Here is a 26,736-nt window from a genome sequence, read left to right as displayed (position 1 = left end):
CTGTAGTGGCATCATTTGGAATCACCACCACGAAAGGTGCGCACCCATGATCACTCGCATCGCCGGCGGCGACCCCTCCTGCTCCAACGGCAACTGCCCGACCGTGTACGTCGACGACCAGGCACCTGACACGGTCATCATTCAGGGCAACAACCTGGACCCGGTGAGTACGTCGGCCATCGGTGACATCCCTGCCCACGAGGGCCTGCTCCGTGTCCCTCGAGAATTGATCATCAGTGCCTACGAACAGCTGACGAAGGCCCCGGCATGAGCCTCGTCGACGGATTCAAGAACTTCACGGTCTCGGCTTTTCGCCTGGAGACCCTGCCGGCGTACGACGTACCCGACGAGGTGGAAGAGCTGGAGGCCTTCCGCGCTGGGCGGTCACTGCCAGAACGGTCGGTGCGGACGAGCCCCTGGCTGGCCGACATGGCCGCTTCAACTGCGGCTGGCCGCGAATGGCGTCGGCTACGTCTCATCAGCGCCCAGCCAACCATGTACGAGGCGTGGGAGGTCGGCCGGTACGTCGAGTCACAGGCCTGCGGCGAGCAGGTCCGACTGATCGACCGCGCGCAGCACCCCGAGTTGGTCGCCCGCGACTTCTGGCTGTTCGATGCCGGCACTCCAACCGCGGCCGCGTACCTCATGCAGTACGACGAGCAGGGCGGCTTCCACGGCGCCGACCAGGCCGCCGCCGAACTCTTGCCTGGGCTCGTTGCGATCGCGGAGCTGTGGAACAACGCCGTGTCGCTGAACACTTACCTGACCACCTTCGACTCAGGGCGTGCGCAGCTGAGCGCCTGACCCCGTCTGGAGCCAAGTTTGACCTCTACCGAAACCCTTCCCGCCCGCCGGCAGGTTGCCGTCGAGCTTGCCCGGCTGCGACGCCAGGCCGGCATCAGCGGGCGCGCGATGGCCGATCGGCTCGGGGTCAGTCAGCCCACCATCAGTCGAGCCGAGTCCGGCGCGCGTCTGCTGTCTCTGCCGTTGACGCGCGTCTGGCTCGACACTGTCCACGCGGACGCCGCAACCCGCGAGACCGTCCTCGCCCTGGCTGAGGCCAGCCACTCGGAGACGGTGGCCTACCGCCTCCAGTTGCGCGACCAAACCCATCTGCAAAGCCACGTCACCAACATCGAGGCCGATACCCGGGTACTGCGAGCCGTTGATCCCATCACCATCCACGGCCTACTTCAGACACCGCAGTACGCCAGGGCGATCATGGAATTGGCCGATTCCGAGCACATGTTCGACCACGACGCTGCACTCGCCGCACGACTCGAACGTCAGAAAGCCCTCGCCGACACCACACGAGAGTTCTCCTTCGTCATGCTCGAGCAGGTCCTGCACGCACCGTTCGTCACCCGCGCGCAGTTGGAGCACCTCGCCGAACTCGCCACACGCGGCGACTGGCTCACGATCGGAATCGTGCCCCAGAACACACCGTGGCCGGCGATCCCCTGGAGCGGCTACAACCTTTACGAGCTCAGCGACGGCAGCCAGGTCGTCACGGCTGAACTGACCCATGGCGAAGCAACCGTCACTGGTGAGGACGACCTGAAGCTCTACGGCGATCTGCACAGCCGCTGGCTCGCTCAGTCGATCACCGGCGAGCAGGCAGCCAGGTTGTGCCGCGGTCTTGCTGCAGAATCCGAATGACCGAGTGTCCCGGTATGACAGCAGAATCGCTGGCCCACGAATGGCGGATCGCAACTAGCTACCTCGAACCCTCGAGGTAGCCACTACGGTCTACCGAGTGGGGGCGATCTCCGGGGATCCTCAAACCCCTGGGGCTCTGTCGGCGCCGGAGGTGGCAGCCGCCAAGACTCTTACCTGGCGTAGCCGCTGCTGTATCGCGGCGGCGCACTGGCACGCTGGATCGTCACAGAGCAGAGCTGATGGCGAGGCCTCGATCAGATGACGCGTCACAGCCAGCACGTCCGCGACCGAAACGAGGGAGGCAGTGCACGCGCCGATCGAGACTCGTCGGGTGGAGGAACGCAGGTGTGGCTCGATGTCGTCGAAGCGATGACTGGCGCCAGGAATGTTGGGGAGTTCCATCCACACGCCTGGTGCGGCCTTTGCGTACCGGTAGAAGCGAGCGCGACCGAGCAGTTGCTCGCCGAGGTGGATGGTCGTGTTCGTGGTGTGGGAGACGCCAAGCAGGAGCACCTGTCCGCCGAGCTCCGTCAGTGCCTCGATGGGACCTAGAGGCCAGTCGAGGCGCTGCTGCGCGATGAGGTCGTCGGCACCGGCGCCGGCTGCGATGTAGGAGAACCACGGATGCCAGCTTCGGACGTGTTGCCGGGTGCGGCGCAAGGTCTCAGGGATCACCCCGAGGTTTCGGTTGATCGGCAGGTCCCGGTGGAAGTCGGCGGCCTCCGCTAAGGCGGCATCGAAGCTCGCCCAGTCGGACACGTTGGGGGATGCGTTGTTCTCCCGCACGAGATCTGGCGGCGCCGGCACACGAGTCGCATGGGAGGTTGCGCCTGGGAGAAGAAGGGTCCCGCAAGTGGCCAGCAAGGCATCGACAACGGCGTCCGCGCCACCGTCGACGTGGCCGAACGAGCTGAGCGACGAGTGCACGATCACGGCCGAAGATCGTGTCAGGCCCAGCTGTTCCAGCCCTGCCCTGATGTCGTGAGTGGTGACGGTAGCTGGGTGCATCACACCGCCAAGCGGGTCTGCTCGAAGCCGTCGGGCACCCAGTAGGCCAAGGTGGCGTCGTCGTGTCGCTTCGTCCGGGGATAGCGGGCGCCATCGGGGTCGGATACCTCGATCTCCCGTACGTGGCTGATGAGCCCTGCCGGTCCCAGTTTGTCGAGCAGATCCATGTACTCCGACCATGGGTAGATCGCCATCTGATCGGCTGGACGGGTCGCACCGTCGGAAAAGATTGCAAGACGGCGAAGGGCGTCTCGGGGATAGGCGTTGACCACTGCGTGGTGGGCCGCTTCAGGATCAGCAGCAGCTACCCACCAGCCGTCCTCCCGATTCCGCGTCTGTGTCTGACGAGCCACCAGTTGGGTCAGAGCTTCGCGGTGTTCGGAGGTGTTGAACAACATTCCGGCGACTGCTTCGGGCTCGGTGCCGGAGATCTCTTCGATTCGTAGGTCGCACGTGATCTGTGGGCCGTCAGCTGTCTCCACCAGCACAGTCACATCGGAGAGGGCTAGCGTCTCGACGCGGTCCGCGCCAATTCGCACGATCCCGATCGCCGCGCACGGCGTACCCGGGTCAGACAGGTCGCAGGTATCTGAGTGGGAGGCAGCGACCGCGGCGAGAGCGTCGTGCAGGCCATCGGCCAATGGCCGATCAGACTGTCCGACCAGAGCAGTAAAGGTGCGCGCCGCCAGTTGCTGGGCGTACCACGCGACGCCGTGAGAACAGCCACCCATGGGAACACCGGCGCCGTCTACGACGACGGCGAGGTCAGAGGAGACCATCACAACGTCTTCGTTCGGTCGGCCAGGAGCTGCGTCTGTGGCAAGGGAAAACAACCTAGCTACCGCCAATCTGTGAGTCGACCGATGCGAGCATGGCACAGAACTGCTCGACCTCCGGATTGTGTGACCAACGAGCGAGTTCGGAGGGCAAGGTGTTGCGCAAGGTCGTGAGGGTGCGATCAGAGCCGGTCGCGACGGCGATCCCGTAGGCCTCTTTGGCAGCTGCGACGGCGGCCTCGGGCTCCTCCGCGAGAGTGTGCGCCCTGGCGAGAGAACTCAGGTACTGCCCTCGATCGCGATGGAAGTTTGTCGGTAGGTTGTTGATGACGTCGGTGAAGGCGTTGACAGCAGCGCTTCCGCGACCGAGTTCTAGGGCACATTTGGCGGTGGCGATCTTGGTGTACAGGCCTAGCTCGCAGTAGCGGTCAGCCGTAGGGTCGCCGTCGATGATCTCGCCGTTGTACCTCTCGAGCAGACCCGCAGCCGTATCTAGCGCACGGTCCGCTCCGCTTCCATCTCCGGTGATGGCATGACCGTGCGCTTCGGTGACAGCGGCGATGATCCTTACGCGGCCTGTCTCAGCGGAGTCGAAACGTTGCGCCCGTTGGGCGTACAGGACGGCCTGCCCTCCCTCCCCGGCCGTGAGCGCTGCAGCAGCTCGTCGCATCATGACGAAGGAGGTCATCCGATCGTCTCCGCCACCTTCGGCCCACTCCAGCGCGCGCGACGCCCAGAATGCCGCCCCACTGAGGTCACCGGCGTCGTGGTGCAGCCAACCGGTGAACTCGGCATACCCAGCGCCAATTCGAAGCAGCCTTTCGAGTACGGACCCGCGTGCCCCCCGCTGCATCTCCTCAATGCTGCTGACGTACGAGTTCATCAGCGGCATAAGTACGCGTGGACCGAGCAGGTTGTCAGCGGTGTACTGGCTGCGAAGGTTCTGTTCGAGCCAGTCGAGGCTCTCGCTCGTAGGAGACGCAACTCTTCCGAGGGCGATCTTTGCTGGGATGACCATCTTCAGAGCCGAGGTGGCCTCCGTTGCGAAGACGACCGGGGCCGCCGACTGCGGTCGCTCGTCCTCCTGAAGTATCTCCGTGAAGCGAGCCTGTACATGCAGGCCGGCCTCCTCAAGTAGAAGATCGAGGTCTCGCTGGCTAGCCAGAGTCAGCGTTTTGTCGAGCAGCTCCTTCTCCCACTTGGCAACCGTGCGTTCGGCGCACCCAAGCCGACCGGCGAACTCATCGCCGCTCAGCCTCAGGGCCTTGCGAAGGGCGCGGGCCTTGGAGCCTGTCCACCTACCGACTGTCACCATCAGTTACCCCAGAATCCTGAAAGTTGCACCCAGTGTGACAACCGGAGGGTTCAGTGCAGGTTGAGTGCAGGTTCGGTTCATGGTGCGGCAGCTCCCGTGCTGGTTGCCTAGAGCCATGACCATCTGCGTCGAGTGCATCAAGCTGCTGCCCAGCAGCTCACTGTCGCGCACCTCGTCGCGGACGGCCTGCCTGCCAGTTCTGAATCGTCGTCGGTTTCCAAGCCGGTGCCCGGCCGAACAGCCGATCGGGCTCGGGAGCCTGCCCCCGATGGACGTACGCGTACCACGTAGCGCTGGTGACGGGACAGCCAACCGACTCCAGGTAGCGCAGGACATCGGCGACGGCCCACCAGTCAGTCGGCAGGGTTCCGGTCGTGGCCATCGGGTCAGACCCCTCGTTCGTCGGATTCATCGAATACAAGCCTAACTAGATTCAGGCTCAGGTGGGGCCTTCTTGGTAGAGCACCCCTTGACCTGGCGATACCGAAGTATGTAGACTGATACCGATCTATTCCGAACACTCGCTGAGAGTGACAAGAAAGGAACTGTCATGGAAATCCCGATGGTGATCATCCTGGGCGCTGCGGTGCTGTACTCCGCTGCGCACCGTGGTTCGGACTGGCCGGGCATCGTGCTGGGCGTCGCGCTCGGCGTTGTCGGCTACAACACGTTCATCGGCGACTTCGTCCACGGCACGATCAGCATGATCGCGGGGCTGTTTCACTGATGCGTGAGTCGCTGAGGGAGACCATGCGGATGGTTGCCGGCGTCTGCGTCTTCTACACGCTGCTGCACCTCGGCGTCATCAGCTATCTGGTCGGGCTGCTCCCGTCGCAGCTGTGGTCGTGGGCGTTCTGATGACGACCCCCACGGCCACGACCGAGCTGGAGCGCCAGCTGCGCAACGCGCGGCTGGAGCTCGCTCTGACCCGGCAGTCGTACGGCGATCTGCTGGCCGCTGCCTATGCCTCTGTGGCCGCCGCTGAGACCGGCGACCCCGAGGCCCTTCTGCAGCTCCGCGACGAGCTGAGCTGCCACTACTTCCTCCCGGCACCGCCTGCCACTGCACAGCAGACGGCGCCTCTCGCCTACGGGCCGGCACTGGTTCCGGCCTTTCACCAGACCGGGAGGTCTGCGGCATGAACACGATCAACAAGACGGTGGACACCACCACCAACACCACCCTGAACGGCACCACGCCCGCGCGGACGAAGAGCATCATGTCGGTGGAGCGGCCGTACGTGCGGTCGTCGATGCGGTCGCTGGAGCGACTGCACTCCTGGACCAAGTGGACCGCGGTGTCCACGAGCGGCCTAGCCGGCTCCGTGTGGATGGCCGGCGACCGCGCGCCCGGATCGCTGGCGCTGGCGGCCGCGTTCGGCGGCGCGCTCGGCTCACTTCTGATCGGCGTGGGCCCGGTGTCATGGCTGGCCGATGACGCGGCCGACGGACACCGCCCGCAGGACCGCTACCTGGCCCCGGTGATCGCGATGTACCTGGCCACGCTGGGCGTTGCGCTCTGGTCCGGGATGTGGATTCACCTGGCCCTGCTGGCCCTGGGCGCGGGTGTGGTTGCGCGTCTGCACATGGTGCTGCTGCGCGCGGCGCGCGTTCAGACCGGGCGGCCGGGGGTGGAGTGGTGATCGCCCCGGTCGGCTACCCGCAGCTGGTCAAGGGCCGGACCTGGCTGGTTGTGCTCGGCAACGCGAACTACCGCTGCCAGTGCACCGGCGAGTGCGGCCAGACCCACACCAGCACCGGCAGCACCACCACGAGCATCAGCGGCCGTTGCGTCCACGAAGCCCCCGGTCGCCAGCTGGTCGCGGCGCCGGCCGATCCGGCCGCGACCACGGTCACGGCCTCCCGGGCCCACATCGACGAGTTGCACGCCTGGTGCCCGTCCTGCCTGGACGGCGCGATCCGCAAGACCCTGGCCGCGGGGCGTCAGCTCGTTGAGCTGGGGGTGGCGTGATGACCAGCATCCCTTCCGGCAACCAGTGCGAGGTTGAGGTCGGTCTCGAGATCTTCATGGAGCTGGAGCGTGAGATCCGCGCGGTCGGTGGTACGGCGTGCAAGCGGTGGATGAGGGAGTACACCTCGCCGGTGCTTGCCGATGCCCGCGGAATCACCTTGGCCGCTGAGCTGATCGAGGCCTGCTCCTGGTGCCCGATCGTCGGCTCGTGCGCCCTGTTGGCGGACCAGCTGCCCGAGTCGCAGCGCGGCGGCATGGTGATCGGCGGCCAGTTGTTCAACAAGGCCGGCGAGCGCGTGATGATCGGCGCCGCGGCCGCGGCGATCGTCGGCGTCCAGCCGGACGAGAAGCCGGACAACGAGACTCCGGACGAGCAGCTGCACGAGGCACTCGCCGACGACGGTGCCGGTGTTGTGGAGGTTGCGGCGTGAGCGCGCCGGCGAAGTGCCCGGCGTGCGGGTGGTTCCCGCGGTTCCGGCGGCTGCAGGCTGCCCGGACCGCGGCGCGCCGGCACCGCTGTGTCCCGAAGCCGGTCCGGGCGCGTGGCTGCCGGGCTGCGGACCTGCGGGAGGAAGCGTGAGCAGCCAGACCTCGCGGGCTGTGGAGCAGCTCGTCGACGAGCGTTTCGGTGCCGCGTTCGCGTGGGGCCGGCCGGACGAGGCGAAGCCGGTTGACCAGGCCGCCATGAACGCGGCGGCGGCCCAGTTGGCCGCTGAGCTCGCGCAGTTCGACCACTACCGCAACCAGTACACCGCCGATGGGCTGACCGACCGCCGCAACAACTGCTCCCAGAGGGAGGGCTGACAGATATGGCAACTGTTCGATCGATCGACCTGTGGGAGGGCAGCGAGCATGAGTGCTGGCCCGGCCGCCTGGTCGACGGGACCCCGGTGTTCGGGTTCCGGCTTGCCCCGCCGGGGCTGGCGACACGGCGTCAGCTGCGCGCCAAGGGCTTGTGCCCGGGGCGGCGGGAGCCGTTCGCGCGGCTGGTGTGGAAGCGCGGCCGCCGCTTTGCGTGGCTGTACGTGGCCGCGCACGCCAAGCCGTCCCGCGTCCCGACGCCGGCGCAGGTTTCGGCCTGGGACAAGGCGATGACGGCCCGGCGTACCTGCGCGGCCGGGCACGTCGCCGAGCACTGTGTACGGCTGTCGGACCGGCTCTGCGGTGACCACGCCGTGATCGCCGACGGCCTGGTTAGTGGATTGGTGGTGGCGGCGTGAACGGGCCGGATCACTACCGCGAGGCGGAGCGGCTGCTGGTGCTGGCGGCGACCCCGGCTGCGAAGGAGATCGGGTTGGCCGATGCCCGGCTGTTGCGGGCGCTGGCCGACGCGGATCGTCGCGGTTCGGCGCTGCCGTATCTGGCGCATGCGCTGGGTCAGCCGCTGTCCGCGACCGAGCACCGGCTGCACCAGCTGCTGGAGCAGGGCCTGGTGCAGCAGCTCGACACCGGCGACTGGGCCGCGACCAGCCCGGGGCTGTCTACGTGGGGTCCTGAGTCCCCCACGTCGACGCACCTGCTGGTCGCGGCCGCCGGTGTCCACGCCGGCCTGGCCGTTGCCGCGGCGACGGTCGCCGGGCTGATCGACAAGCGCAATGGGGCCAGCGAGGACGCCGAAGCGCTGCTGTGGGAAAAGGCGGTGAGCTGACATGGCGACCCGCAAGAACAGCAGGCGACGTAGCCGTACGTCGCGGACGTCGAAGTACGCCTCGAAGCTGGCGGGCTGGGCCGGCCGGCAGAGCAAGCGCGCCGCCCGGTGGGGCTGGAAGACCACCTGGAGCTCCACCAAGCGCGCCGGGAAGTGGACCGGGCGACGGGTGATCGCCCCGGCGGCGAAGAAGGCCGCTCGGGTCGCGGGCCGCCGCGGCCGCGCGATCGGCATGGGAGTGGTCGAGGCGATCGAACGTCGGCGCCTGACCGGGTCGGCCCGATCGGCCACCTACACGTGCGGTGAGTGCCCCGGCACGAAGTTCACCGCCGACCAGTACCGCGAGCACCTCAAGGGCCACGGCAAGACCTACGCGATCCCGGCCCGGCTGAAGAACGGGGCCGCCGCCGCCGAGCTCACCGGCAAACCCAACACCCAACCTGGTGCCAAGCCCGCCCCGGCTACCGGGCCGGCCAGCAAACCGGCCCCGGTAGCGAAGCCGGTACCGACGCCGGTGTCGAGCTGGGCGACCCCCGACAGCGGCACCTCCCCGGCACCGGCGCCGGTCACGGTGCTGGGACCAGTGCCACTGACGCCGTTGTTCGGGCGGGAGCCGTCTCGTCCGCACGTGAAAACCGCCGCGGACGCGGCGATGACCACCCTCACCAACCAGTGGAAGAACTCGAACAGGAGTACCCCCGCAATGTCCAACCTGCAGCAGCTTGTCCGCGCCGCGGACGCCCTGGCCGACGAGACACCGGCCACCGCCGAAGAGCTCGACGACATGCTCGGTGCGCTCGCGCTCACCTGGACCAAGGTCGCCGACGCCATCACCAACTACGCCGAGATGCTCGACAGCGACATCCGGATCGACCCGCGAGTCACCCGCCCGATCTACGACGGCGCGGACGACGTCGCCGGCCTGGGCCGGTTGTTCCGCGACTCCCGCACCGCGTTCCGCAAGGTCTACGAGGCGGAGTTCGACGCGATGGACTCAGGCGCCCGCAAGGTCGCCGTCGACGGCTTCTGGGAAGCCGGCGCCGCCTAACCCCACCCCACTACTAGCCCAACCATTTCCGCCCCCTTAGCGGGCGGGCGGGGCAGTCCCTCCCCCTCCCTCAATGGCTGCCCCGCCCGCCCTTCCACCCCCACCGAACCCCAGCCGCAAACCCCAGAGCCTGGCTCGCTGGACGAGCTGAACGGAGAAACCCGAGATGGCACGCAAATCCCGCAATCAGTCGGCCAGCAAGGCGCGCAGGGCCGCGAACCTGAAGGCCCGGCAGACCCGGCTCGAGCGGCGTAACCAGCGCCGTTCCACCGGCCTGTTTCCCGCAGCCCGTCGCGGTGGCAAGGCGACTTCCAGCGACCGCGGTGCCGCCGATCAGGGCGGTGTTTCGCTGGGCCAGCTGCGGGCGACTCTGCACCGTTACCGCTGGCAGATGGCCCCCCTGTACGGCGGGGCGGCGACCTTCGCCGCCGGCGCGGCCGCACACGAGTACGTGCCGGCGCTGATCGTCGCCGGTGCCGCGGCCGCCGGCAACGCCGGGGCGTGGTGGTGGGCCAAGCAGGCCTTCCCGCGGCTGAGCGAACGCATCTACACCTCCACCGTCGCGGCCGCCGCGGGCAGTTGGCTGGTCGCGGCCGCCGCGGCCGGGGCCACCACCGCGCCGCTGCCCGGCCTACTCGGAGTCGCCACTCTCGGGGCGGGGATCCCGTGGTGGTACCACCGCCGGATCCGCGACCACATCATCGCCGACCGGACCCAGGAGGCCTGGCCGAAGATCGCCGAACTGGTCGACCTGTCCGGCACCAAGCTGCGTCAGTACCGCGGCCAGGGCGCGAACTGGGAGGCCAAGCTGCAGCTGGTGCCCGGCCGGCACACCATCGACGACGTCAAGAAGGCCGTCGCCCGGATCGAAACCGCGCTCCAGGTCCGCCCCGGCGCGCTGCGGATCCGCGAGGACAAGGACCGCGCCGACTGGGTGAACCTGGCCGTCGTGGCCGACGACCCGTTCAAGAAGGGCCTCGTGATCCCGCACCCGGCCACCGTCGACCCCGCCGCATGGGTCGCGTGCTCGCGGTCGGTGTACGACGAGGCGCCGTTCGGCGTCGACGAGACCGGCAAGGAGATCACCACCGTCCTGATCGACAAGGACGGCGCCCGCCACGGACTGTTCGCCGGCGCCAACGGCTCCGGAAAGTCCGCAGGCATGGTCGCCGAGATGACCCACGAGCTGGCCAGCAAGGACTCGATCAGCATCGTCATCGACCTCGGCAAGTTCGCCCAGCCCTACCAGCCGCTCGCCAACTGCCTGTACCTGCCGCCGATCACCGCCGTCGAACCGGCGCGGATGGTGCTGCGCGCCCTCGTCGAGGCCATCAAGGACCGCGCCTCCCGGCCGCGGAAGACGCCCAGCTTCAAGTGCACCCCCGCCGAGCCGATGATCAGCCTGACCATCGACGAGGGCTACGACCTGGCCGGTGACGAGGAGTGCGCCGACCTGGTGCTGCAGATCGGGCAGAAGGGCCGCTCCGAAGGGGTACGGCTGCGGTACGGCACCCAGCGCGCCGACGTCGACAGCCTCGGATCCGGCAAGCTCGACGGCCAGTTCAAGACCCGCATCGGGTTCCGCATGGGCCGCAAGGGCGACGTCCGCTACATCTTCCCCGAAGACTGGCGCGACCTGAACACCAGCCTGTTCGACATCGCCGGCCTCGCCTACCTGAAGGACTTCGCCCGCATCGAAGACCCGCGCCCTACGCGCGCCTACGGAATGTTCGACCCCGACGTCGTCCAGCCCGTCGCCGATCGGCTCGCCCTCAAACGCCCCGCCCCCGAGCAGCGCGTGGCCGCGATCTTCACCCGCTACGGCTTCGCCCCCGTCCCGCGCGACGCCGACGGCCACCTCACCACCAGCACCGTGGCGACCGTGGCAACAGCCACCGACGTCGAGCACACCGCGACGACCGCCGCGAGTGCGGTCCAGGACGTCGTCCACGCGCCCACGACCAGGACCGCCGGCCAGAGCCCGGAGAGCCTGGAAAGCAAGGAAGGTACCCACGAAATGGTGGACATGGGCAACAACCGCCCCAACGCGGCCATCGTGCAGGCCGGCCCGGCCGCGACGACTGGCCGGGCGTCGCTGGTGGAGCCGAAGAACAGCGAGGGCGTGTCCGCGACCCGGCAGCGCATCGCCGCCCAGGCCGAACAGATGGCCGCCGAGTTCGCCGCGGACAAGCCGCTGCCGGCGATCAGCCTTGCCGAGCTCGCCGTCGACCAGGACCCGTCGCGGATGGCCGCGCTGCTCGACGAACCCACTAGGCAGATCCTCGCCGAGCTGCAGCAGCGCGACCCGGCCAAGGACGCCGTCGACGGACGGATCCTCGCGATCGTCCGGCTCGGCGGCGAGTCCGGCGTACGGATGCGCCAGATCGTCCCCCACTTCGATCAGGACCGGAAGACCATCACCCGCCGCATCAACGACCTGATTGGCATTGGCCTCATCGAGCGGCCCTCCAAGGGCCTCTACATCGCTCCCCAGCCCGACAAGCAGACCGCGGGCATCGGCAGCCCGGCGTGACCGAGGCCCCCATCGGTTCCAGTTCCGCTGATTCCGCTGGCATCGGCGCACCCCATCACTCACTCCCACCACATCGCACCAACGGACTGTCAGGAGAACTGCGCACCATGAACCTGTTCGACCCCACCACCACGGGCACGAAGACCCTGCCGGCCGACGCCGCCGACGTCGACGGCGTTGGCGAGGATCCGCAGCGGTCTGTCGGCGACAAGCCGGACTGGCCGTCCTGGGCGACCACGGCGCTCGAGCGGCTCAACGCCGGCGGCCGTCGGATCCAGCGGTTCGTCGAAGCCGACCCCGAGGGCGCGTTCCGGCTCTTCGCCGCGGCCATCGGCGCGATCACCGTCGGCGCGCTGATCATTCTGGTCGCCGGGCAGTTCCTGCGCTGGGCGATCGAGGGCGACCCGGCCGGTGACCTCGCAAGCGTCGTCCGTACGGGCCTGCCCGAGGCGCTGTCCACGGGCCAGATCGCGGCCGATGCGCTGATGCACTGGCTGACCATCCACACCACCGGCCTACCGATCACCGCCACCACCGCAGCCTGGATCTGGGGCGGCACCGGGGCGGTGATCTGGATCGTTGCCAGCTTCCACCACGTCGGCGCGAAGTTCCTGTGGCCGGCCTACGGCGCCGCTACCGCCGCCATGGCCTGGTTCGGTACCACCACCGCCACTCACCGGCCCGTCACCGCCGGCCTGGTCGGCATCGCCTGGACCGTGCTGGCTCTGTTCGTCCTCGTACGCCGTCCGCGCCGTCGTCGGATCATCATCCGCCGCCCCGCCGAATCCTGACCACCTTGCGAAGCCCCCAGCCACTACCTCCCCTGCAACCGGATCCCCTGCGACACGGAAGGCAACAGCCCATGAACCCACCACCCGCCAAGCCCGAACGCACGATCTGGGTCATCAGAGACACCAGGACCGGCAAGACCGTCGGTGCCAACCACTACCTCACCGAGGACGCCGCCAAAACCGCCCGCAGACGCAAGTACCTGAGCAGCCGCTTCAAAGTCGAGGAGATCACCGTCCGATGAACACCACCAGCCACACGACCGAGACCACCACCCCCGCCACCAACCCGGCGACTGAGCAGATCATCGACCGGATCATGCGCGAGCACGCCGCCACCACCGATCCGCAGCGGCGCGCCGACCTGATCTTCGCGGCCCTCGGGTACCGCCTGGGCCACGCCGCGCAGATCGCGCTCGCCCCGACCGACGACGACGGCTTCGAAGTCGAAGCCACGCTCACCGCGGCCGGCAAGGTGCTCGAGTACCGGCCCGTCGACGACTGCCTGGCCACCCACCTGCAGATCCCCGAAACCGACCCCGACAGCTACGGCGAGGACGACGAACCCGAGTGGACCCTGCCCGAGTTCTTCCACCCCCTCTGGCTCCCCAGCCCAGACCGGGTCGCCGCCGGACTGGCCAGCATAGGCAACGTCCTGACCTTCCGGGCCGCCACCGCCGACCTGCGCGCTCTCTGGGCCGCTTGATGAGCATTCACACCCACACCTGCGTAGCGGTCCACTGCGACCGCTGCGCAGACACCTGGTGGCACGCCGGCGGCGAGTTCGTCGGCGTGCCGCACTACCCCACCGAAGCCGAGGCCTTCGCCGAACTGAAGGGCGAGCTGGGGTGGCGGATTGAGCCCGGCAAGCAGCTGTGCCCGGACTGCGCGAAGGACGAGGACTGCGAGCGCAACGGACACCTCATGAGCTCGTGGCGAACCTGCTGGTGCCGCTGCAACACCGACCGGACCGAGCCGACCTGCGGGCACCTATGGCGCCAGTGCGCCCACTGTGACGGCGCCTTCGAGAAGGTCACTGTCACCGAGACCGGTGTCCAGGACGGTGTCACTGCGTGAAAAACCTCCGTGACACACGGCGCGCCTCCTCTGGTTCTTTTTTGGGAAACGAAAAGGTGTCGCTATGCAGAAACGGACTGGCCGTGGTCGTGGCCGCCCCCCGAAGGGGGAGCGCGGACCGAGCATCGGTCTCAAGCTGCCGATCGACCACGGGCCGGTCTACGAGGCCTGCGCACAGGAACTGGGCATCCCAGTCGGTGACTTCATCGCCATGTGCATGGCTCAGATCTTCGCGAACGGCGCCACCAGCGACGCTGAGCGCCAGCACTTTGCGATCCCGGACTACATCACGTCCCAGATCGCAGCGAAGCGCAAACGCGATGCCCAGGCCGCTCTCCCCGACCAGAGGGAGGCGACGCAGGCAGCCTGATGCCGCCCGACAACTCCATATAACGCACGAGGCCCGTCACTAGGACGGGCCTCCGAAAGCCAACCTTCACGCCTAAAGCCTGCCAGCCACCGCGTGAGGGCTAACCAACGACACCCCTGAAAGGGGCCTCTCGCTGTGTCCACGGTACGACGTACCACCCCCAATTCCGCAAGTCCTACCGCGCGACGCGCCGCGAAACTGCCTCACCATCGCCATGCACGTGACGATCTGCACACCGTTTTGGCGATCACTGGGGCCGCGCAGCTGCACAAGCACTTCGTGGCCGGGCGGGCCGATATCCGGGTTGCTGGCCATCAGGTCCGTGAGAAGGGCCACGCGGCGTTCTACCGGTTCCGCGGCAACCGTTCCGAGATCATCCGTGAGGTCCGCGAGGGTCTGTACGCGAAGCTGCCGGTCTGGGCGCACCGCGATCAGTGGCTGCTGGCGGTCGAGCTCGCGGTGGCCTCGTTCCCGGAGGTGATCCATGGCGTGGTCGGCAAGCGGATGCTGGCGAAGTTTGTTGTCATGGTCGCGTCGGTCGCCGATGACGCGACCGGCCGGCGGTGCCGGTACGTGTATGCCGAGCTGGCCCGGGCCCTGGGAGTGCACGTCGAGACGGTGCGCCAGTGCTGGCGGGCGCTGGAGCGGTTCGGCCTGGCCGTCCAGGTCGAGCGGTCCCTGGCGTTCTCGTACCAGTACCGCATGCAGCTGTGGCGCCAGGGCATCCAGCAGCGTGGTCACACCCCGGAGTACGCCCTGGTCGTGCCGGCGGCCTACGCCCAGGCCATGGTCACCGGCGAACACCCCGGCGTCCTGCTCGCCCAGGACCCCGCGTACGCAGACCCCAGCGACTCCCCCGCTACGTCCCCCGCCGCCGGCCCCGGCCAGGCCAGCCAGACCCAGCCCGAGCTGATGCCGTGGCAGAAGCTCCATGCAGCCCTCTCCCAGCTCCGCAGCACCGTGCCCCGCCCCTCGTCCGCCGCACCGGCCCACCAGCCCTCAGAGCCGCTGCAGGAGCCCACTGAGCCCGTCCCAACCGCGACCCCCGACAGCACTGTCCACAGCCCCGCGCGACCGGCCAACCGGCCTGTGGATAACTGCCGCCGCGACCCTTTCGGAAAGCTGCGAAATGTCGACATTCTGGGACTCCCACGTAGTGGTACCCAAAAGCCTTTCAGTACCTGTTTGTCCCTGGTGAGCTCAGTTCCTCACGAGGTGAAGTCGAGCGCTGCGCGCGCTGACCACCGAGGTGGTCGCTCCGGAACCGGTCGTTCGGGGGGACCCGGCAAGCCGAAGGGCACTGGGAAGCGCGAGAAGCGCTGTGACAGCTGGTTCGGGGTGCATCGCGACATCGCGGTCGTCCTGACCGCTCCCACGAGCCGTGTGCTGTGGCTGCGTGGCGTGAAGCCGGGGTTCGTGCAGACCCACCTGAAGCGGTTCACCGTGCCCGGCCTGCCCCGGGTCTGGCGGCCCGACGACTTTGTCACCGCGTTCGATCTGATCAACAAGCGGCAAGGCCGCTACTCCCCCGGCTCGAACCGGGCCAGCATGACCCGCGAAGACCGCAACGCGGCCGCGGCAGCTGATGCCGGCGCGATCGGCAGCCCGATCGCGATCCTGCAGTGGTACCTCGACCAGCTCGACCCGGTCAACGACCACCCCCGGTTCCACCCCGACGGCGAGGACCACAAGGCCCGCTGGATCGGACGCCGCGAAGCCGTCGCCGCCGAAAACGCCGAGATCGCCGCCACCGGCCGGGCCCTCGACGCCCCGGACCGCGCCGCCACCACCGCCGCCTGGGCCGCCGAAGCCCGCCGCCAAGCCGGACTCCCCGCCCAAACCTCGCCCCGAAACCGTCACCTGAAACTGATCGTCACCAACCGCAAAGATGGTCACGGAGAGTGATCGGGAGGAGGGCTGGTTTGGGACATGGGACGCCCCGTCCTCGTACGCGCCTGCGCGCGTTAGAGAGCCAATTTCCGCGCCCCATGTCCCATGTCCCATCACGCGCCCCATGTCACGCACAGCTACACCCAACGCCTGGCCTGCACACCCGGACGAGCGGACCCACGCACTCGCGCTCACGGACGCAACCCGCAGCACAGGCAGAGGCGTGCGAGCCGCCGTCGGCGCCTGGGCGTGAGACGGTCTGACGGGTTGCCGTCAGACCGTCATGCCGTCGTATCGCGGGCGATCTCTTCGCCGACCTGGCGGCGTAGATCAGCATCTTCGGCCGCGAGGTACACCAGTGCCCGGACGAATGCCGCCTTCTCGACGCGGTGGCCGGTCTCACGGCGCAGCATCATCGCCAGCTCGTCCCACATGATCGCGTCGGACTCACTCAGCAGCAGAGTGAACTTGCTGCGGCCCGGATTGGCCGGCGCCTTCGGCTCGGGCGGCAATGCCGCCGGTTCAGGCGGCGGCAGGTCGGCAGACTGGCTGCCGGGATCGGCGGCCGGCCGCCCGCCGGCGACGCGGGTCATTGCTTCTTTTGCCGCGCTGGCACGGCGAGGTGGCGGGGTCATCGCTCGATCTCCGCTTCGACGGCCTGCAGTTCCTTCAGAATCTTGCCGTACTCCAGTGCGTCGTCCGGAACGGTCCCCCAGGAGAGCAGGTACGACTCCCAGAGGTGGGTTTGAGCGTCGAACACGGGGAGGTCGAGGTCATTAACGAGCATTTCGCGGGCTTCCACCGCGGTTTTCGTGCCGCTGCGGACCTTGCACAGCAAGACCCGGGCGTAGACGGCAGAAATGGCATCGACTTCGGCGGCAAGGTCGAAGGTTGCCGCCAGGCGGCGCAACTCCATCGGCGACGGGGTGACCGGCACGATCAGGTGGTCGGTGACCAGGAGCGCTTGCCGCATGATCACGTCGTGCTGCGGAGCAGTGTCGATCACGATGTGCGCGTAGTCGGCGGCAACATCCTTCACCCGGCGGGCAAGGTCCCTGGTCGACCAGGGAATCACGGTCACCGACGTGGGCCAATCGGCCGTGTTCGTACTCCAATCGAGCGCGGAACCCTGCGGATCCGCGTCGACGAGCAGGGTTCTGCCCTGCGCACCGAGTGCCGTTGCCAGGTAGACGGCAGAGGTCGTCTTTGCCGTGCCACCCTTCAGGTTGCCAATCGTGATCTTCATCGCTTGCCGCGCTTCCGTTGTGCCATCATACGTGCCACCATGACGGCATGCCGTCAGCGCGTCAATACGGCACAACGGCAAGACGGCAAAAAGACGGCCGCCGCAGACTGCACATCTGCGACGGCCACGCCCCCATCCGACCCTGAGACGAGCAAATGGAGACACCTCAATCATGACTGATATCGCCATCGAGCGAGACCAGGACCGCGCAGACGAAGACACAACCCCCTCGATCGACGAGGGAAACGCGATCGTCCGCGAGCTGCTTGCCGCCGGCGAACAGCTCTCCCGGCGCGAGCTCGTGAACCGGTACGGCCGGTCCGAACGCTGGTGGGGCTACCGCAAGGAAGCCGTCGACCGCGACGCGGCAAACGAGAAACTTGCCGTCACGACGGCAGACCGTCACGGCGGCATGCCGACGGAAAGCCCGGACCCGGAACCGAGCGTGGCGAGTGATGCCGTGGCAAGCCTGCCGACCCCGGACGGCAAGGACGACGGCGCCGCGGCAAGCGACTCCCTTGCCGCGGCAAGCCGAAAGCGTGCCGTCACGACGGCAGACCGTCACGACGGCACTGAGGCGGCAAGGACCTCCGCGCTGCGGCAAACCGGATCCGGTGCCGCGGCTGCCTCGGCGCCGACCACGGCGATTCCGGTCCGGTGGCCGGACCTGATCGAGCGGCAGTCCTATTCGGAGGCGACCAACATGCCCAACCGGGCCTCAATCGCGCCTGAAGGCCCCGTGGAGCACCTTTCAGGCCCTTCGGGGCATCTGGGTGACCCCAGCGAGGGTCAGGGCCGTACGGCGGGCCTCCAGCGGTGGTCACCGATCGCCCCGAACGGCGATGCCACCCCCCAGGTTTCCCGGACCGGCGGCATGCCGCCGGCCGCCGGCCAGACAGTGACGGCAATGCCGCCAGAGGAAAGCCGCCCGGAAAGCGTTGCCGCGACCGACAACGGCATGCCGCCGAGCGAGGAGCGGCACGCCGCCGTGACGGCAGAACGGCATGACGGCAATCAGGCGGCAAGCGATGCCTTGCCAGGCGGCACAGCCCCTGCCGCCGCTCTTGCCGCCGAAGTTGCCGTCACGACGGCACAGCGGCAAGACGGCACAACGGTTGACCCAGCGACGCCGGACACCGCGCCAGACGGCAAGGCCGAAGTTGCCGCCATGCGCCCGCCGGTTGCCGTCACGACGGCAGACCGTCACGACGGCACCGAGACGGTCACTAAGGCGGCCCAGCCGGGCATGCCGCTGATGGAGCTGGTCGACTCCGACGAGATCCGGCGTGCCGCGGTTCTGCAGTACGCCTTCTACGGCACGGCCGCGCTGTTCGCGCTGGTCGGGCAGGTGTGGGCCGGGGTGGAGATCATCTTCGACGGCACCTCGGTGCCGATGGGGCTGCGGATCCTGATCGTGACCCCGGCGCTGGCAGTGATCGAGCTGGCCGGCGTTGCGACGTCGCACCAGGCCGACCTTCGCCGCCGGCTGGGGGAGCAGGCCTACGGGTACCGGGTGCTGTCGCTGATGGCAGCCCTGGTCGCCGCCGGATTCAACTTGGCCGGCCACTGGGGTGAGTGGTGGCCAGCGATCGGGTTCACCGGCCTGAGCGTGTTCGCGTACTGCAGCTGGTTGATGCAGTCCGGCGCGCGCCGCCGCGACACCCTGCGGGCCGCCGGCCAAATGGCGCGCACCGCCCCTGTGTACGGGGTGTTGCAGTGGATCCGGGAGCCGCGGTTGACGCGGCGGGCCCGGACGCTGGCGGTGGAGTGCGGCTACGGCGTGCACGAGTCGCTGCGAGTCGCTCGGGAGGAGGTACGAACACTGGCGCGGCGCAAGGCGATCGCGGCCGCGATCGAGCGGCGGATCCGCGAGCTCCACAAGAACGACGAAGTCGGCGCGACGATCGCTGCGACGACCTACGACCTGGATCGGCTTGCCGACGAGGTCAAGGAGCGGCTGGACTACCAGACCGCGGCCGACTACATCGCCGCGGACCTGGTCCTCGAGCTGCGCCCCGAAAGCCGGTGATCGTGATGGCGATCGAGCGGGCACGCGCCGAGCAGGACGGAAATTGCTGGGTCTTCAACTACGGCCCGGGCAGCGAGGCTGACCAGGCCCACTACAAGACGCCACAGGAGGCGCTGGCCGATCTGGCCGCACGGGCGATCCCGGCCGGCGGTGTTCTGGGCCAGATGCCCGGGCCGTGCTTCGTGGCGCGATGCGACAGCTGCGGGACCCCGGACGGCTGGCACGGCGAGGGAACGACCCACTTCGAGGCCGGGACCCTGGACGAGCTCCGCGGGCTCCTGGGCGACCTCCAGGTGACCGAGGCCGGGCAGCTGCTGTGCGACTGGTGCGCTGAGGACCTCTCGAAGGCCGCCGAAGCGGCCGTACGGAGGCTCGCACTGTGACCACGACCGAAGAGGCAGCGGCAGCTGAACAGGCGGCCATGGCTGGCGGGATGCCGGCCTGGCCGCGGCTCGAGATCACCTACCTGCCGGTGGCGTCGATCGCTGAGCATCCGAAGAACCCGCGCAAGTCGCTGCCGAAGGTCGACGAGATGGCGGCCTCGCTGCAGAGCAACGGTTTCCTGCAGCCGGTGGTCGTGATCCCGATGGCTGCGGCCCTGGAGGCGCTGGCCGACGAGCTGGCCGCCGGGGGAGTGGGGATCCAGGCTGGGCCGGGGCTGGAGTACGTGGTCGTGATTGGGCACCGCCGGATGGCGGCCGCCGAGCGGATCAACTGCGTCGAGGTTCCGGCGATCATCCGGCCCGATCTGCGCTCGGCGATGCAGGTCGCCCGGACGTTCATTGTGGAGAACCTGCAGCGGGTCGACCTGGACCCGATCGAGGAAGCCAACGGCCTCGCCGAGCTGGCCGCGACGGGCCTGTCGCAGCGGGAGATCGCCCAGCAGTGCGGGTTCAGCCAGCCGTACGTGTCGAAACGTCTTGCGCTGCTGCGGATCCCTGAGGGCGCCCAGACGGCGGTGTCGAAGGGAAAGGTGAAGCTGGCCGACGCGGTGAAGCTGGCCGCGTTGCCGCCGGAGGTGCAGGAAGAGGCGTTTTTCGACTGGGTTGACACCCAGCCGTGGGACGACGTCGAGCTGGGCGAGGTGATCGAGGAGACCGAACGGAAGATCGCGGCCGCGAAGCAGCTCGAGGCCAACCGGCAGCAGGCCGTCGACGACGGCGTCGAGCTGATCGGGTCCCCGGAGGAGGTCTTCGGCCGCAACCACTGGGATCACCGGCTCTACAACGACCAGCAGATCGCCAAGGCCCGCACAGCGGGCACCCTGCGCGCCCACGCCACGGCGCGCCAGGTGGAGTACTACTCGACGATTCCGCGGGAATCAGTCAGCACCGGCCGCTCGGCCTGGGCTTCCGAGCAGGAGAAGGCCAAACAGGTGAAGAAGGCGGCGAAGAACCGGGAGCCGGCGCTGCAGCAGCTGGCCGGTCAGCCGATCGCGGCCGAGCAGATGGCCGCCGAGGTCGCGGCCGCGGTCGTGAACGGCAACGCGGGCCACGCCGACGCGTTGAAGGCGGCCCGGCGGTGGCTGCCGGCCGACCGGTTCCCGCAGCCCGAACGCGAGCACGAGTTCGGGGACCCGGTCTACGCCTGGCGGGACGCGATCGGCCAGCCGGACCAGCTGTGGGTGGCCTGGGTGATGACGATCGCCTCCACCGAGCAGTGGCTGCGCAACCCGCACATGCCCTGGGGACAGCGCCAGGCCGTCCACGTGCAGCGGCTCATCGACACCGCCGGGTACGAGCCGACCGACTGGGAGACCGAGCAGCTGCACCGGATCCGCCGCGAAGCCACCGAAGCCGCTGCCCGCGGCGACGACAAGGCGGTGTCAGCATGAGGCGGTTCGCGGCCGCGGCCGGGATCTGGAGTACCGCGACGGCGGTCCTGGTTGGGGGCTGCACGCTGCCGACTGCGGGCGCCGGCCCGACGGGCGTATCCCCGAAGCCGGGCGCGACCGTCACGGCGCCACCCGCGACGTTGCGTCCGACAGGTACGGCGGGCACGGCGCGGGCGATCCGCTCCGAGCTGTCCCGCGCCAAGGTCGTTGCCGTGCGGCCGGAGGTGCTGGGGTACGACCGGTCCTGCCGGAAGGGGCACGCCTGCTCGTTCGGTACGGCGTGGAAAGACGTCGATCGGAACGGCTGCGACACACGCAACGACGTGCTGAAGGCACAGCTGACCGCGGTCGAGTTCAAGAACGCGAAGCGCTGTGTCGTGGTTGCCGGCAAGCTCGCGGATCCCTACACGGGCCGCACGATCAAGTTCGAGAAGGCGCATGCGTCGAAGGTGCAGGTCGACCACGTCTTCGCGCTGTCGAGATCGTGGGACCTGGGCGCTTCCACATGGACGGCACAGCGGCGTACCGAGTTCGCCAACGACCAGGCCGCGAACCTGCTCGCGGTCGACGGGGCGACGAACGCCTCGAAGGGCGACAAGGGGCCGGGGGAGTGGATGCCGGTTGCGGCCGGCTACCGCTGCACCTGGGTCCTGCGGTACCTGAAGGTCGCCAACACCTATGGGCTGGCGATCACCCGCGACGACCAGGTCGCCGCGCAGACCATCACCCGCACCTGCCCGTGAACGGCGCCACCCCCCGATCCGGATCGGGGGGTGGCGACGGCATGACGGCGTGACGGCATGCCGAATGGCTGTGACAGGTAGTGCCTAACTAGTGGCACTCTGCCGCCAGATGGTGTCATAGTGGTGTCATGGTGAGAGTGACAGTGCGGTTCGACGACGACGTGTACGAGCGGCTGCAGGCGGTGGCGGAGCAGGAACGGCGAAGCGTGAACAACGCCGTGATGGTGCTGCTGGCCGAGGCGCTGGACGCCCGCGAACGGCGCGGCACCGGAGGCGGCACGGGGAGCGATACGGGCCGCTGAGATGAGCCGCTGAACGACGCGGCGGCCGGACCCCGACTTGAGACCCGGGTCCGGCCGCCTGAATCCCAACCCGAAAGGCAGGACATCAACATCATGCACGAGACCGATCCCGCCCCTTCAGGGCACCGCCGTACGGCGGAGGCAAGCATTGCGGAGCTGAGTTCAGCGAGGCGTTCCCCGGTGACCGAGGCGCTGGTCGCCGGCCAGTTGGCGGAGTTGACCGGGGTCCTGGGCGAGGCGCTGTCGGAGACCGCCGGCGACCCGGCTGTCGCGTCACGGTTGTCGCGGGTGCAGGAGGACTGGGCGGCCGCCGAACCGGAGTCGCGGGCGAGCCTGCTGCAGTTGCTGGCCTGGCGCGCCCGGGCCGAGTCCGCGAGGGACTTGCCGGACGTGTGGTGGGCCGAGGACCAGGTACGGCGGGGCTGCATGGCCGCGCACCTGTTCATCGAGTACGCCGCCGGGCACGCCGGCACCGGCGGTACGGCGGCAGGCTTCCTGGGCGACGACTTCCCGATGCTCACCGCGGGCCCGGCGGGCATCCTGGGCGCGTCGCTCGCGTTCAACCGCGACAACCTGACGGCGTGCCTGGACACCGCGCTCCTGCTGACCTGGCTCACCCGGCGCGACAGCGCGGGTACTGTCGCGCCGGCCGGGACGGATCCGGCGCCGGTGAACATCAAGACCACGTACGCCGGCAAGGACGTGACCCACATCGTGGGGTGGTGGCGGTGGTGGCTCGATTCGCTGTACGTGAAGGTTCCGACCGCGCTGTGCGGGGCGTACCTGGGCGTCGACGAGCCCGACGACCCGAACGGGCCCGAGGGCGAGCTGGAGGACGACTTCGACCCGGATCGGCCCACCTGCGAGCGGTGCGAGCGCCGCGCCCGGCGCCGATCGCTGTCGGAGCGGATCGCGGCCTGGCGGGAGAACCGGCGGCTGCGGAGGGCGACCGAGGACGCATGGGCGGCCGCGGGAACCTTCACGGATTTGTGCGGCCTGACGGCCCGGTGGCTGGAAGGCGGGCTGACCGAGCACCCGGGCGGGTACGACGAACCGGACCCGGAAACGATCGAGCTCGTGCCGTTCCTGGCCGGCCTGAACCGGGCTGGGTTCCTGACCTTCGGGTCGCAGCCTGGCCTCGTGAGCCGTGGGTACGACGGCGCCGACTGGCGGCAGCGTGCCGCGGTGCACGGGTTCGTCGCCGACACGGCGGTACTGCAGGCACTCACGCAGGCCGCGGTGGAGGCTGGACTGTGGATCGTGGCCCAGCCGCCGGCCGCCGGCCCGCACGCCCCGGCGTTCTCGCTCCTGAACACCGTCCTGGCCGGCGCACTCAGCGACGGGCCGGGCGCTGACCGCGGGGATGGCTGGGTCGTGGTCACGACCCGCGACGGGGAACCGTGCACGGACTTCGGCGGCCGGATGCCGGCCAGCTACATCAAGCTCACCTACGGAGACTGGTGCGACCGGGCTGCCGTCGACGCCGTCAGCACCGCCCACCAGGTGGCCGTGATCGACCCGGTCTGGGGCCGCGACGACCTGCTCTGGCCCACCCTGACCAATGCCCTCACTGACCTGACCCGCCGTAGCGCGCCGCGAGAGGACACCGGACGATGACCACCGAGATGACGACCGAGATGACGACCGAGATGACCGCCAGTACCTCACCAGCCGTCACGCAGGCGATCTCCTCGCCGGTGGAGGATGTAGTCGTCGATCCGGGGCGGTGCTGGTCGCTGTACGACAACGAGTACTACCCGGGGCATCTCTGGGCGAAGCACTTCCCAACGCAGGCTGAGGCCGTTGCGGCTGCCACCAGCAAGGACAAGGGCATCGTCCTGATCGCGTGCGATGCGCGGGACTGCGTCAAGCGGCGGCATGCTGCGATCCACGCCGAGCGGGAGCGACAGTGCGAGGCCGAGCTGCAGGCGGCCGCCAGCGCGCGGGCGTGGCGGCTGGTCGGCCACTGCGCGACCGAGATCGGGAAGGCCGACGCGAAAGCCGGGCTGGTGGTCACGCTCCAGCTCGGCCTGATCGCGGCAGCGGGAAGCGGCGCGCTGGGTGCGACTGGTGTGCTGCGCTGGGCGGCGATCGCCGTGCTGACGATCGGCGTACTGATCGCGGCCTGGGCCGTCCTGCCCCGGCTCCCCAAGCTGTCCCGCCGTACCGGAGAAGGCCAGCAAGGGCAGGGAGCCGGGCTGAACTTCGGTGTCGTTCGTGGCCTCGACGCCCCCGAGCTCGCGGCCCGGCTGCGCGACGTCGACGAGCTCAGCGCCGCCAGCACGGAAGCCGTCAACCTCGCCGGCATCACGCACGCCAAATACGCCCGGATCCGGTGGTCGATGCTGGCCGGCGTACTCGGTCTGGTCCTGGTCGTGATCGGCACCGGCGTTGGTACGGGTGTTGGTGCCTGATGAGCTCCCACAGCGACCACCTGGTCCTGGACCGTGCAGCTGTCGACAGGGCACTTCGCAGCGTCATCGAGTACGCCGACTACGACCTGCACAAGGCGCTGGAAGGCGACGAGACCGGCGAGGACACCTACGCCGAGCATGTGGCCCGATTCATCGCGGCGTACGGAGCCGCTCACCCTGCCGAGCGAGGGAGAGGGAAGCGATGACCGCGCTCGACGCCGATCTGTCCGTCATCGGCCACCGCTACCGGGCCCGGCGTCGCCGCCTCCTGGTCCAGCTGGCCGCCGCGATGCTGACCACCGGCCTCGCGACCTTCCACGCCCACCACGGCGACAACTGGCTGTGGTGGCTGGTCGCCGGCTGTTCTGCCCTGGTCGCCCTCGGCACCTTCCGCCAGCTCGAGGACGCCCGCAACACCCGGTACGACGCCGAACGCCGCGCCCTGCTGACTGCCGCCACCCGACCCACCGATGAGACCACCCGCGAAACGGAGACCGACCAGTGACCACCACCGAGTACACCGAGCCCGACACCGACGCTCTGACCCGTGAGGCGATGGTCAAGGCCGCCACGATCTCCGATGAGTACCAGCAGGCCGCGGCCGACCTGGCGAAGCTCACCGCGACGATCGAAAGCCTCGCCAACCGCACCGTGACCGACCCGGAGGACTACGAACCGGCGCGGCCGCGGGTCCTGCGCGGCCAGGCTGCCGAGTACCAGCACGACGAGGCGTTGCGAGCCCTGGACCGGATCGCTCTCTACCTGCACGCCCGGGCCGGTGCATGGGACGCCGAGGCCAACAAGTACGAAGCTGAGACTGACCAGACAGGAGCCCAGCAGTGAGCAACCAGACGGTGTACGTCCTCACGATCCACGAGCCGGACACTTCGGGAACGACCTTCACGACCACCGCCTACACCAACCCCGAAGCCGCCGAGCAGGACGCGGCGACCTGGCGGCAGATCGACCAGAACCAGGGCAAGAACACGACCTACCGGGTCGTCCCACTCGAGCTCGTCGACCACGCCAAGTGGAAGCCAGCTCCGGACGGCAAGTCCGGCGTACCGAACAAGTAGCCAGACCCTTCGCAAACGGCGGCCCCGACCGAACTGGTCGGGGCCGCTGCTCGATGGGCCCCCCAAGTGGTTGACCCCTGCAGCAACAGCGAAGTTCTACACACCTCTTGCACTAGCAGTGCGAGGACCCGGGAATCAACGCAGCCTTGACAGAGTTCCGGGTGGGCCGGGAGTGACCTGCACGGCGTACCGGGCACCCCGGATCCGGTGATCTTGGGGTCGCTCGACGGGTGCCGGCGCCGGGTGGTCTCGCTCCCGGCCCACCCCTCCAGACTGCCCCAAACCGTGGTGCCGGCGTGGGAGTTATCCACAGCCCCACGGGAGGGTCGCCGATCGTCCGGAAGAGCGCCGGACGACCGCCCCTGAACAGCGTGGCCAGGGTCGCCTGCGGGTGCCCGTAGGCCGGTCCAGAACGCGCACCGGCCTGTCCACTTTGCGAACCACGGAGCCCGAGCAAGCTATATGGATAGCCGGGCTAACCGGCTCCGTTTGGTCCGCGCCGCTGGCCGCTGGCACCCTGCCTCGGGTGGGGCGCTGCGCTGGGCTGACGGGACGGAGAGCAGGTTGGGTGAGGACGTAGTACCGAAGCGGGGCGGTGGGCAGCGACGGCGCCGGGCCAATGTGCCGGGTGGCCGCTCGACGGTCCGGGTCGACGTGAAGCTGTCGCCCGAGGAAGCCGCGGTACTGCGGGCACGCGCCGCCGAGCAGCAGGTGTCGTTGCCGCGGCTGCTGGTCGAATCGACTCTGGCCGCGAGCGGGGAGACGCCGACGCAGCGGCGTGACGCGATGGCGAAGCTGTTCGCGTTGCAGCGGACACTGGGCGGGATCGCGAACAACGTCAACCAGTTGGCCAAGCACGCCAACACCGATGGGCGGTTCCCCGATCAGGCCTTCGAGCTGGGCGTGCGGGTCGTCGAGATCTTCGACCGGATCGACCAGGTGCTCGACGAGATCGCGGTCGTGCAGGCACCCGCGCTCCCGGCCGCGACGCCGGCCACGATGGAGGCTG

38 protein-coding genes are annotated in these 26,736 nt (G+C 68.9%); 32 read left to right on the top strand and 6 right to left on the bottom strand.

The window, feature by feature from the left end; all coding sequences use genetic code 11:
• Window positions 1-46: 46 nt before the first annotated feature.
• From HDA44_RS36480 to HDA44_RS36470, 3 genes are read left to right on the top strand one after another with little or no spacing between them, the layout of a single operon-like run.
• A complete protein-coding gene (locus HDA44_RS36480) occupies window positions 47-271 on the top strand; it encodes a hypothetical protein (RefSeq protein ID WP_184845084.1) in 225 nt (74 codons plus the stop codon).
• Window positions 268-804, top strand: coding sequence for a DUF6879 family protein (locus tag HDA44_RS36475; protein ID WP_184845081.1), 537 nt, complete (start codon window positions 268-270; stop codon window positions 802-804). Before HDA44_RS36480 ends, HDA44_RS36475 begins: the two co-directional genes overlap by 4 nt.
• Window positions 805-822: 18 nt before the next feature.
• Window positions 823-1,659 carry a helix-turn-helix domain-containing protein gene (locus HDA44_RS36470; protein WP_184845078.1) on the top strand — a complete coding sequence of 279 codons (837 nt, stop codon included), beginning with the start codon at window positions 823-825 and terminating at the stop codon, window positions 1,657-1,659.
• Between the two features lie 120 nt (window positions 1,660-1,779).
• Here the strand turns inward: HDA44_RS36470 and HDA44_RS36465 are convergent, their stop codons facing one another.
• From HDA44_RS36465 to HDA44_RS36450, 4 genes are all read right to left on the bottom strand, one after another.
• On the bottom strand, window positions 1,780-2,592 hold the full coding sequence (locus tag HDA44_RS36465) for an AAC(3) family N-acetyltransferase (RefSeq protein ID WP_337906848.1): 813 nt from the start codon (window positions 2,590-2,592) through the stop codon (window positions 1,780-1,782).
• A gap of 74 nt (window positions 2,593-2,666) precedes the next feature.
• Window positions 2,667-3,446, bottom strand: coding sequence for an integrase (locus HDA44_RS36460; RefSeq protein WP_184845076.1), 780 nt, complete (start codon window positions 3,444-3,446; stop codon window positions 2,667-2,669).
• 55 nt (window positions 3,447-3,501) lie between these two features.
• Window positions 3,502-4,758 carry a helix-turn-helix domain-containing protein gene (locus tag HDA44_RS36455; RefSeq protein ID WP_184845072.1) on the bottom strand — a complete coding sequence of 419 codons (1,257 nt, stop codon included), beginning with the start codon at window positions 4,756-4,758 and terminating at the stop codon, window positions 3,502-3,504.
• 157 nt (window positions 4,759-4,915) lie between these two features.
• A complete protein-coding gene (locus HDA44_RS36450; RefSeq protein WP_184845069.1) occupies window positions 4,916-5,170 on the bottom strand; it encodes a helix-turn-helix transcriptional regulator in 255 nt (84 codons plus the stop codon).
• A 138-nt stretch (window positions 5,171-5,308) separates the two neighbouring features.
• On the opposite strand from HDA44_RS36450, the gene HDA44_RS36445 reads away from it, so the two are divergent.
• From HDA44_RS36445 to HDA44_RS36370, 17 genes are all read left to right on the top strand, one after another.
• Window positions 5,309-5,485, top strand: coding sequence for a hypothetical protein (locus HDA44_RS36445; RefSeq protein ID WP_184845065.1), 177 nt, complete (start codon window positions 5,309-5,311; stop codon window positions 5,483-5,485).
• Window positions 5,485-5,616, top strand: a complete 132-nt coding sequence (locus HDA44_RS38355; RefSeq protein ID WP_272956677.1) for a hypothetical protein — start codon at window positions 5,485-5,487, stop codon at window positions 5,614-5,616. The genes HDA44_RS36445 and HDA44_RS38355 overlap by 1 nt, the downstream gene beginning before the upstream one ends.
• Window positions 5,616-5,900, top strand: a complete 285-nt coding sequence (locus tag HDA44_RS36440; protein WP_184845061.1) for a hypothetical protein — start codon at window positions 5,616-5,618, stop codon at window positions 5,898-5,900. Before HDA44_RS38355 ends, HDA44_RS36440 begins: the two co-directional genes overlap by 1 nt.
• Complete coding sequence (locus HDA44_RS36435) at window positions 5,897-6,400, top strand: hypothetical protein (protein WP_184845055.1); 504 nt, start codon at window positions 5,897-5,899, stop codon at window positions 6,398-6,400. Before HDA44_RS36440 ends, HDA44_RS36435 begins: the two co-directional genes overlap by 4 nt.
• On the top strand, window positions 6,397-6,729 hold the full coding sequence (locus HDA44_RS36430) for a hypothetical protein (RefSeq protein ID WP_184845052.1): 333 nt from the start codon (window positions 6,397-6,399) through the stop codon (window positions 6,727-6,729). The genes HDA44_RS36435 and HDA44_RS36430 overlap by 4 nt, the downstream gene beginning before the upstream one ends.
• Complete coding sequence (locus HDA44_RS36425; protein ID WP_184845049.1) at window positions 6,729-7,160, top strand: hypothetical protein; 432 nt, start codon at window positions 6,729-6,731, stop codon at window positions 7,158-7,160. The genes HDA44_RS36430 and HDA44_RS36425 overlap by 1 nt, the downstream gene beginning before the upstream one ends.
• A 145-nt stretch (window positions 7,161-7,305) precedes the next feature.
• The gene (locus HDA44_RS36420) at window positions 7,306-7,533 is read left to right on the top strand and encodes a hypothetical protein (protein ID WP_184845044.1); all 228 of its coding nucleotides are present in this window, start codon (window positions 7,306-7,308) and stop codon (window positions 7,531-7,533) included.
• Between the two features lie 5 nt (window positions 7,534-7,538).
• Window positions 7,539-7,949 carry an RRQRL motif-containing zinc-binding protein gene (locus tag HDA44_RS36415; protein ID WP_184845040.1) on the top strand — a complete coding sequence of 137 codons (411 nt, stop codon included), beginning with the start codon at window positions 7,539-7,541 and terminating at the stop codon, window positions 7,947-7,949.
• Window positions 7,946-8,377, top strand: a complete 432-nt coding sequence (locus HDA44_RS36410; RefSeq protein ID WP_184845037.1) for a helix-turn-helix domain-containing protein — start codon at window positions 7,946-7,948, stop codon at window positions 8,375-8,377. Before HDA44_RS36415 ends, HDA44_RS36410 begins: the two co-directional genes overlap by 4 nt.
• A gap of 1 nt (window position 8,378) precedes the next feature.
• Window positions 8,379-9,425: a hypothetical protein gene (locus HDA44_RS36405; RefSeq protein ID WP_184845034.1), complete on the top strand. Its 1,047-nt coding sequence runs from the start codon at window positions 8,379-8,381 to the stop codon at window positions 9,423-9,425.
• Between the two features lie 166 nt (window positions 9,426-9,591).
• A complete protein-coding gene (locus HDA44_RS36400; protein ID WP_184845031.1) occupies window positions 9,592-11,958 on the top strand; it encodes a hypothetical protein in 2,367 nt (788 codons plus the stop codon).
• 107 nt (window positions 11,959-12,065) lie between these two features.
• Window positions 12,066-12,749, top strand: coding sequence for a hypothetical protein (locus HDA44_RS36395; RefSeq protein WP_184845027.1), 684 nt, complete (start codon window positions 12,066-12,068; stop codon window positions 12,747-12,749).
• Window positions 12,750-12,820: 71 nt separating this feature from the next.
• A complete protein-coding gene (locus tag HDA44_RS36390) occupies window positions 12,821-12,991 on the top strand; it encodes a hypothetical protein (RefSeq protein ID WP_184845024.1) in 171 nt (56 codons plus the stop codon).
• Window positions 12,988-13,452 (top strand): hypothetical protein, encoded by a 465-nt coding sequence (locus HDA44_RS36385; RefSeq protein ID WP_184845021.1) that lies wholly within the window; start codon window positions 12,988-12,990, stop codon window positions 13,450-13,452. Before HDA44_RS36390 ends, HDA44_RS36385 begins: the two co-directional genes overlap by 4 nt.
• Window positions 13,452-13,823 carry a hypothetical protein gene (locus HDA44_RS36380; RefSeq protein WP_184845018.1) on the top strand — a complete coding sequence of 124 codons (372 nt, stop codon included), beginning with the start codon at window positions 13,452-13,454 and terminating at the stop codon, window positions 13,821-13,823. The genes HDA44_RS36385 and HDA44_RS36380 overlap by 1 nt, the downstream gene beginning before the upstream one ends.
• Before the next feature lie 64 nt (window positions 13,824-13,887).
• Window positions 13,888-14,193 carry a hypothetical protein gene (locus HDA44_RS36375; protein WP_184845015.1) on the top strand — a complete coding sequence of 102 codons (306 nt, stop codon included), beginning with the start codon at window positions 13,888-13,890 and terminating at the stop codon, window positions 14,191-14,193.
• A gap of 240 nt (window positions 14,194-14,433) precedes the next feature.
• Window positions 14,434-16,098: a hypothetical protein gene (locus tag HDA44_RS36370; protein WP_184845012.1), complete on the top strand. Its 1,665-nt coding sequence runs from the start codon at window positions 14,434-14,436 to the stop codon at window positions 16,096-16,098.
• A gap of 266 nt (window positions 16,099-16,364) precedes the next feature.
• Here the strand turns inward: HDA44_RS36370 and HDA44_RS36365 are convergent, their stop codons facing one another.
• Together HDA44_RS36365 and HDA44_RS36360 are read right to left on the bottom strand one after the other, a co-directional pair.
• Window positions 16,365-16,718, bottom strand: a complete 354-nt coding sequence (locus tag HDA44_RS36365; protein ID WP_184845009.1) for a hypothetical protein — start codon at window positions 16,716-16,718, stop codon at window positions 16,365-16,367.
• On the bottom strand, window positions 16,715-17,404 hold the full coding sequence (locus HDA44_RS36360; RefSeq protein WP_184845005.1) for a ParA family protein: 690 nt from the start codon (window positions 17,402-17,404) through the stop codon (window positions 16,715-16,717). The genes HDA44_RS36365 and HDA44_RS36360 overlap by 4 nt, the downstream gene beginning before the upstream one ends.
• A 97-nt stretch (window positions 17,405-17,501) precedes the next feature.
• Between HDA44_RS36360 and HDA44_RS36355 the strand changes: the two genes are divergently transcribed.
• From HDA44_RS36355 to HDA44_RS36300, 12 genes are all read left to right on the top strand, one after another.
• The gene (locus tag HDA44_RS36355) at window positions 17,502-19,358 is read left to right on the top strand and encodes a hypothetical protein (protein ID WP_184845002.1); all 1,857 of its coding nucleotides are present in this window, start codon (window positions 17,502-17,504) and stop codon (window positions 19,356-19,358) included.
• Window positions 19,359-19,363: 5 nt separating this feature from the next.
• Window positions 19,364-19,741 carry a hypothetical protein gene (locus HDA44_RS36350; RefSeq protein WP_184844999.1) on the top strand — a complete coding sequence of 126 codons (378 nt, stop codon included), beginning with the start codon at window positions 19,364-19,366 and terminating at the stop codon, window positions 19,739-19,741.
• Window positions 19,738-21,192: a ParB/RepB/Spo0J family partition protein gene (locus HDA44_RS36345; protein ID WP_184844996.1), complete on the top strand. Its 1,455-nt coding sequence runs from the start codon at window positions 19,738-19,740 to the stop codon at window positions 21,190-21,192. The genes HDA44_RS36350 and HDA44_RS36345 overlap by 4 nt, the downstream gene beginning before the upstream one ends.
• A complete protein-coding gene (locus HDA44_RS36340; RefSeq protein WP_184844993.1) occupies window positions 21,189-21,935 on the top strand; it encodes an HNH endonuclease family protein in 747 nt (248 codons plus the stop codon). The genes HDA44_RS36345 and HDA44_RS36340 overlap by 4 nt, the downstream gene beginning before the upstream one ends.
• A gap of 128 nt (window positions 21,936-22,063) precedes the next feature.
• Window positions 22,064-22,237, top strand: coding sequence for a ribbon-helix-helix domain-containing protein (locus HDA44_RS36335; protein ID WP_184844990.1), 174 nt, complete (start codon window positions 22,064-22,066; stop codon window positions 22,235-22,237).
• Window positions 22,238-22,417: 180 nt separating this feature from the next.
• Window positions 22,418-23,854, top strand: a complete 1,437-nt coding sequence (locus tag HDA44_RS36330; protein ID WP_184844987.1) for a DUF6919 domain-containing protein — start codon at window positions 22,418-22,420, stop codon at window positions 23,852-23,854.
• On the top strand, window positions 23,851-24,651 hold the full coding sequence (locus HDA44_RS36325) for a Pycsar system effector family protein (RefSeq protein WP_184844984.1): 801 nt from the start codon (window positions 23,851-23,853) through the stop codon (window positions 24,649-24,651). The genes HDA44_RS36330 and HDA44_RS36325 overlap by 4 nt, the downstream gene beginning before the upstream one ends.
• On the top strand, window positions 24,651-24,857 hold the full coding sequence (locus tag HDA44_RS36320) for a hypothetical protein (RefSeq protein WP_184844981.1): 207 nt from the start codon (window positions 24,651-24,653) through the stop codon (window positions 24,855-24,857). The genes HDA44_RS36325 and HDA44_RS36320 overlap by 1 nt, the downstream gene beginning before the upstream one ends.
• Window positions 24,854-25,156 carry a hypothetical protein gene (locus HDA44_RS36315; protein WP_184844978.1) on the top strand — a complete coding sequence of 101 codons (303 nt, stop codon included), beginning with the start codon at window positions 24,854-24,856 and terminating at the stop codon, window positions 25,154-25,156. The genes HDA44_RS36320 and HDA44_RS36315 overlap by 4 nt, the downstream gene beginning before the upstream one ends.
• The gene (locus HDA44_RS36310; protein ID WP_184844975.1) at window positions 25,153-25,494 is read left to right on the top strand and encodes a hypothetical protein; all 342 of its coding nucleotides are present in this window, start codon (window positions 25,153-25,155) and stop codon (window positions 25,492-25,494) included. Before HDA44_RS36315 ends, HDA44_RS36310 begins: the two co-directional genes overlap by 4 nt.
• Entirely contained in the window at window positions 25,491-25,727 is a 237-nt protein-coding gene (locus tag HDA44_RS36305) for a hypothetical protein (RefSeq protein ID WP_184844972.1), read from the top strand. Before HDA44_RS36310 ends, HDA44_RS36305 begins: the two co-directional genes overlap by 4 nt.
• Before the next feature lie 564 nt (window positions 25,728-26,291).
• The coding region (locus tag HDA44_RS36300; protein WP_184844969.1) for a MobC family plasmid mobilization relaxosome protein at window positions 26,292-26,736 on the top strand (445 nt) is incomplete at its 3' end.

Source organism: Kribbella solani (genome assembly GCF_014205295.1).
In the GTDB taxonomy this organism is placed as follows: Bacteria; Actinomycetota; Actinomycetes; order Propionibacteriales; family Kribbellaceae; genus Kribbella; species Kribbella solani.
This window is presented reverse-complemented; position numbering and strand designations above follow the sequence as displayed.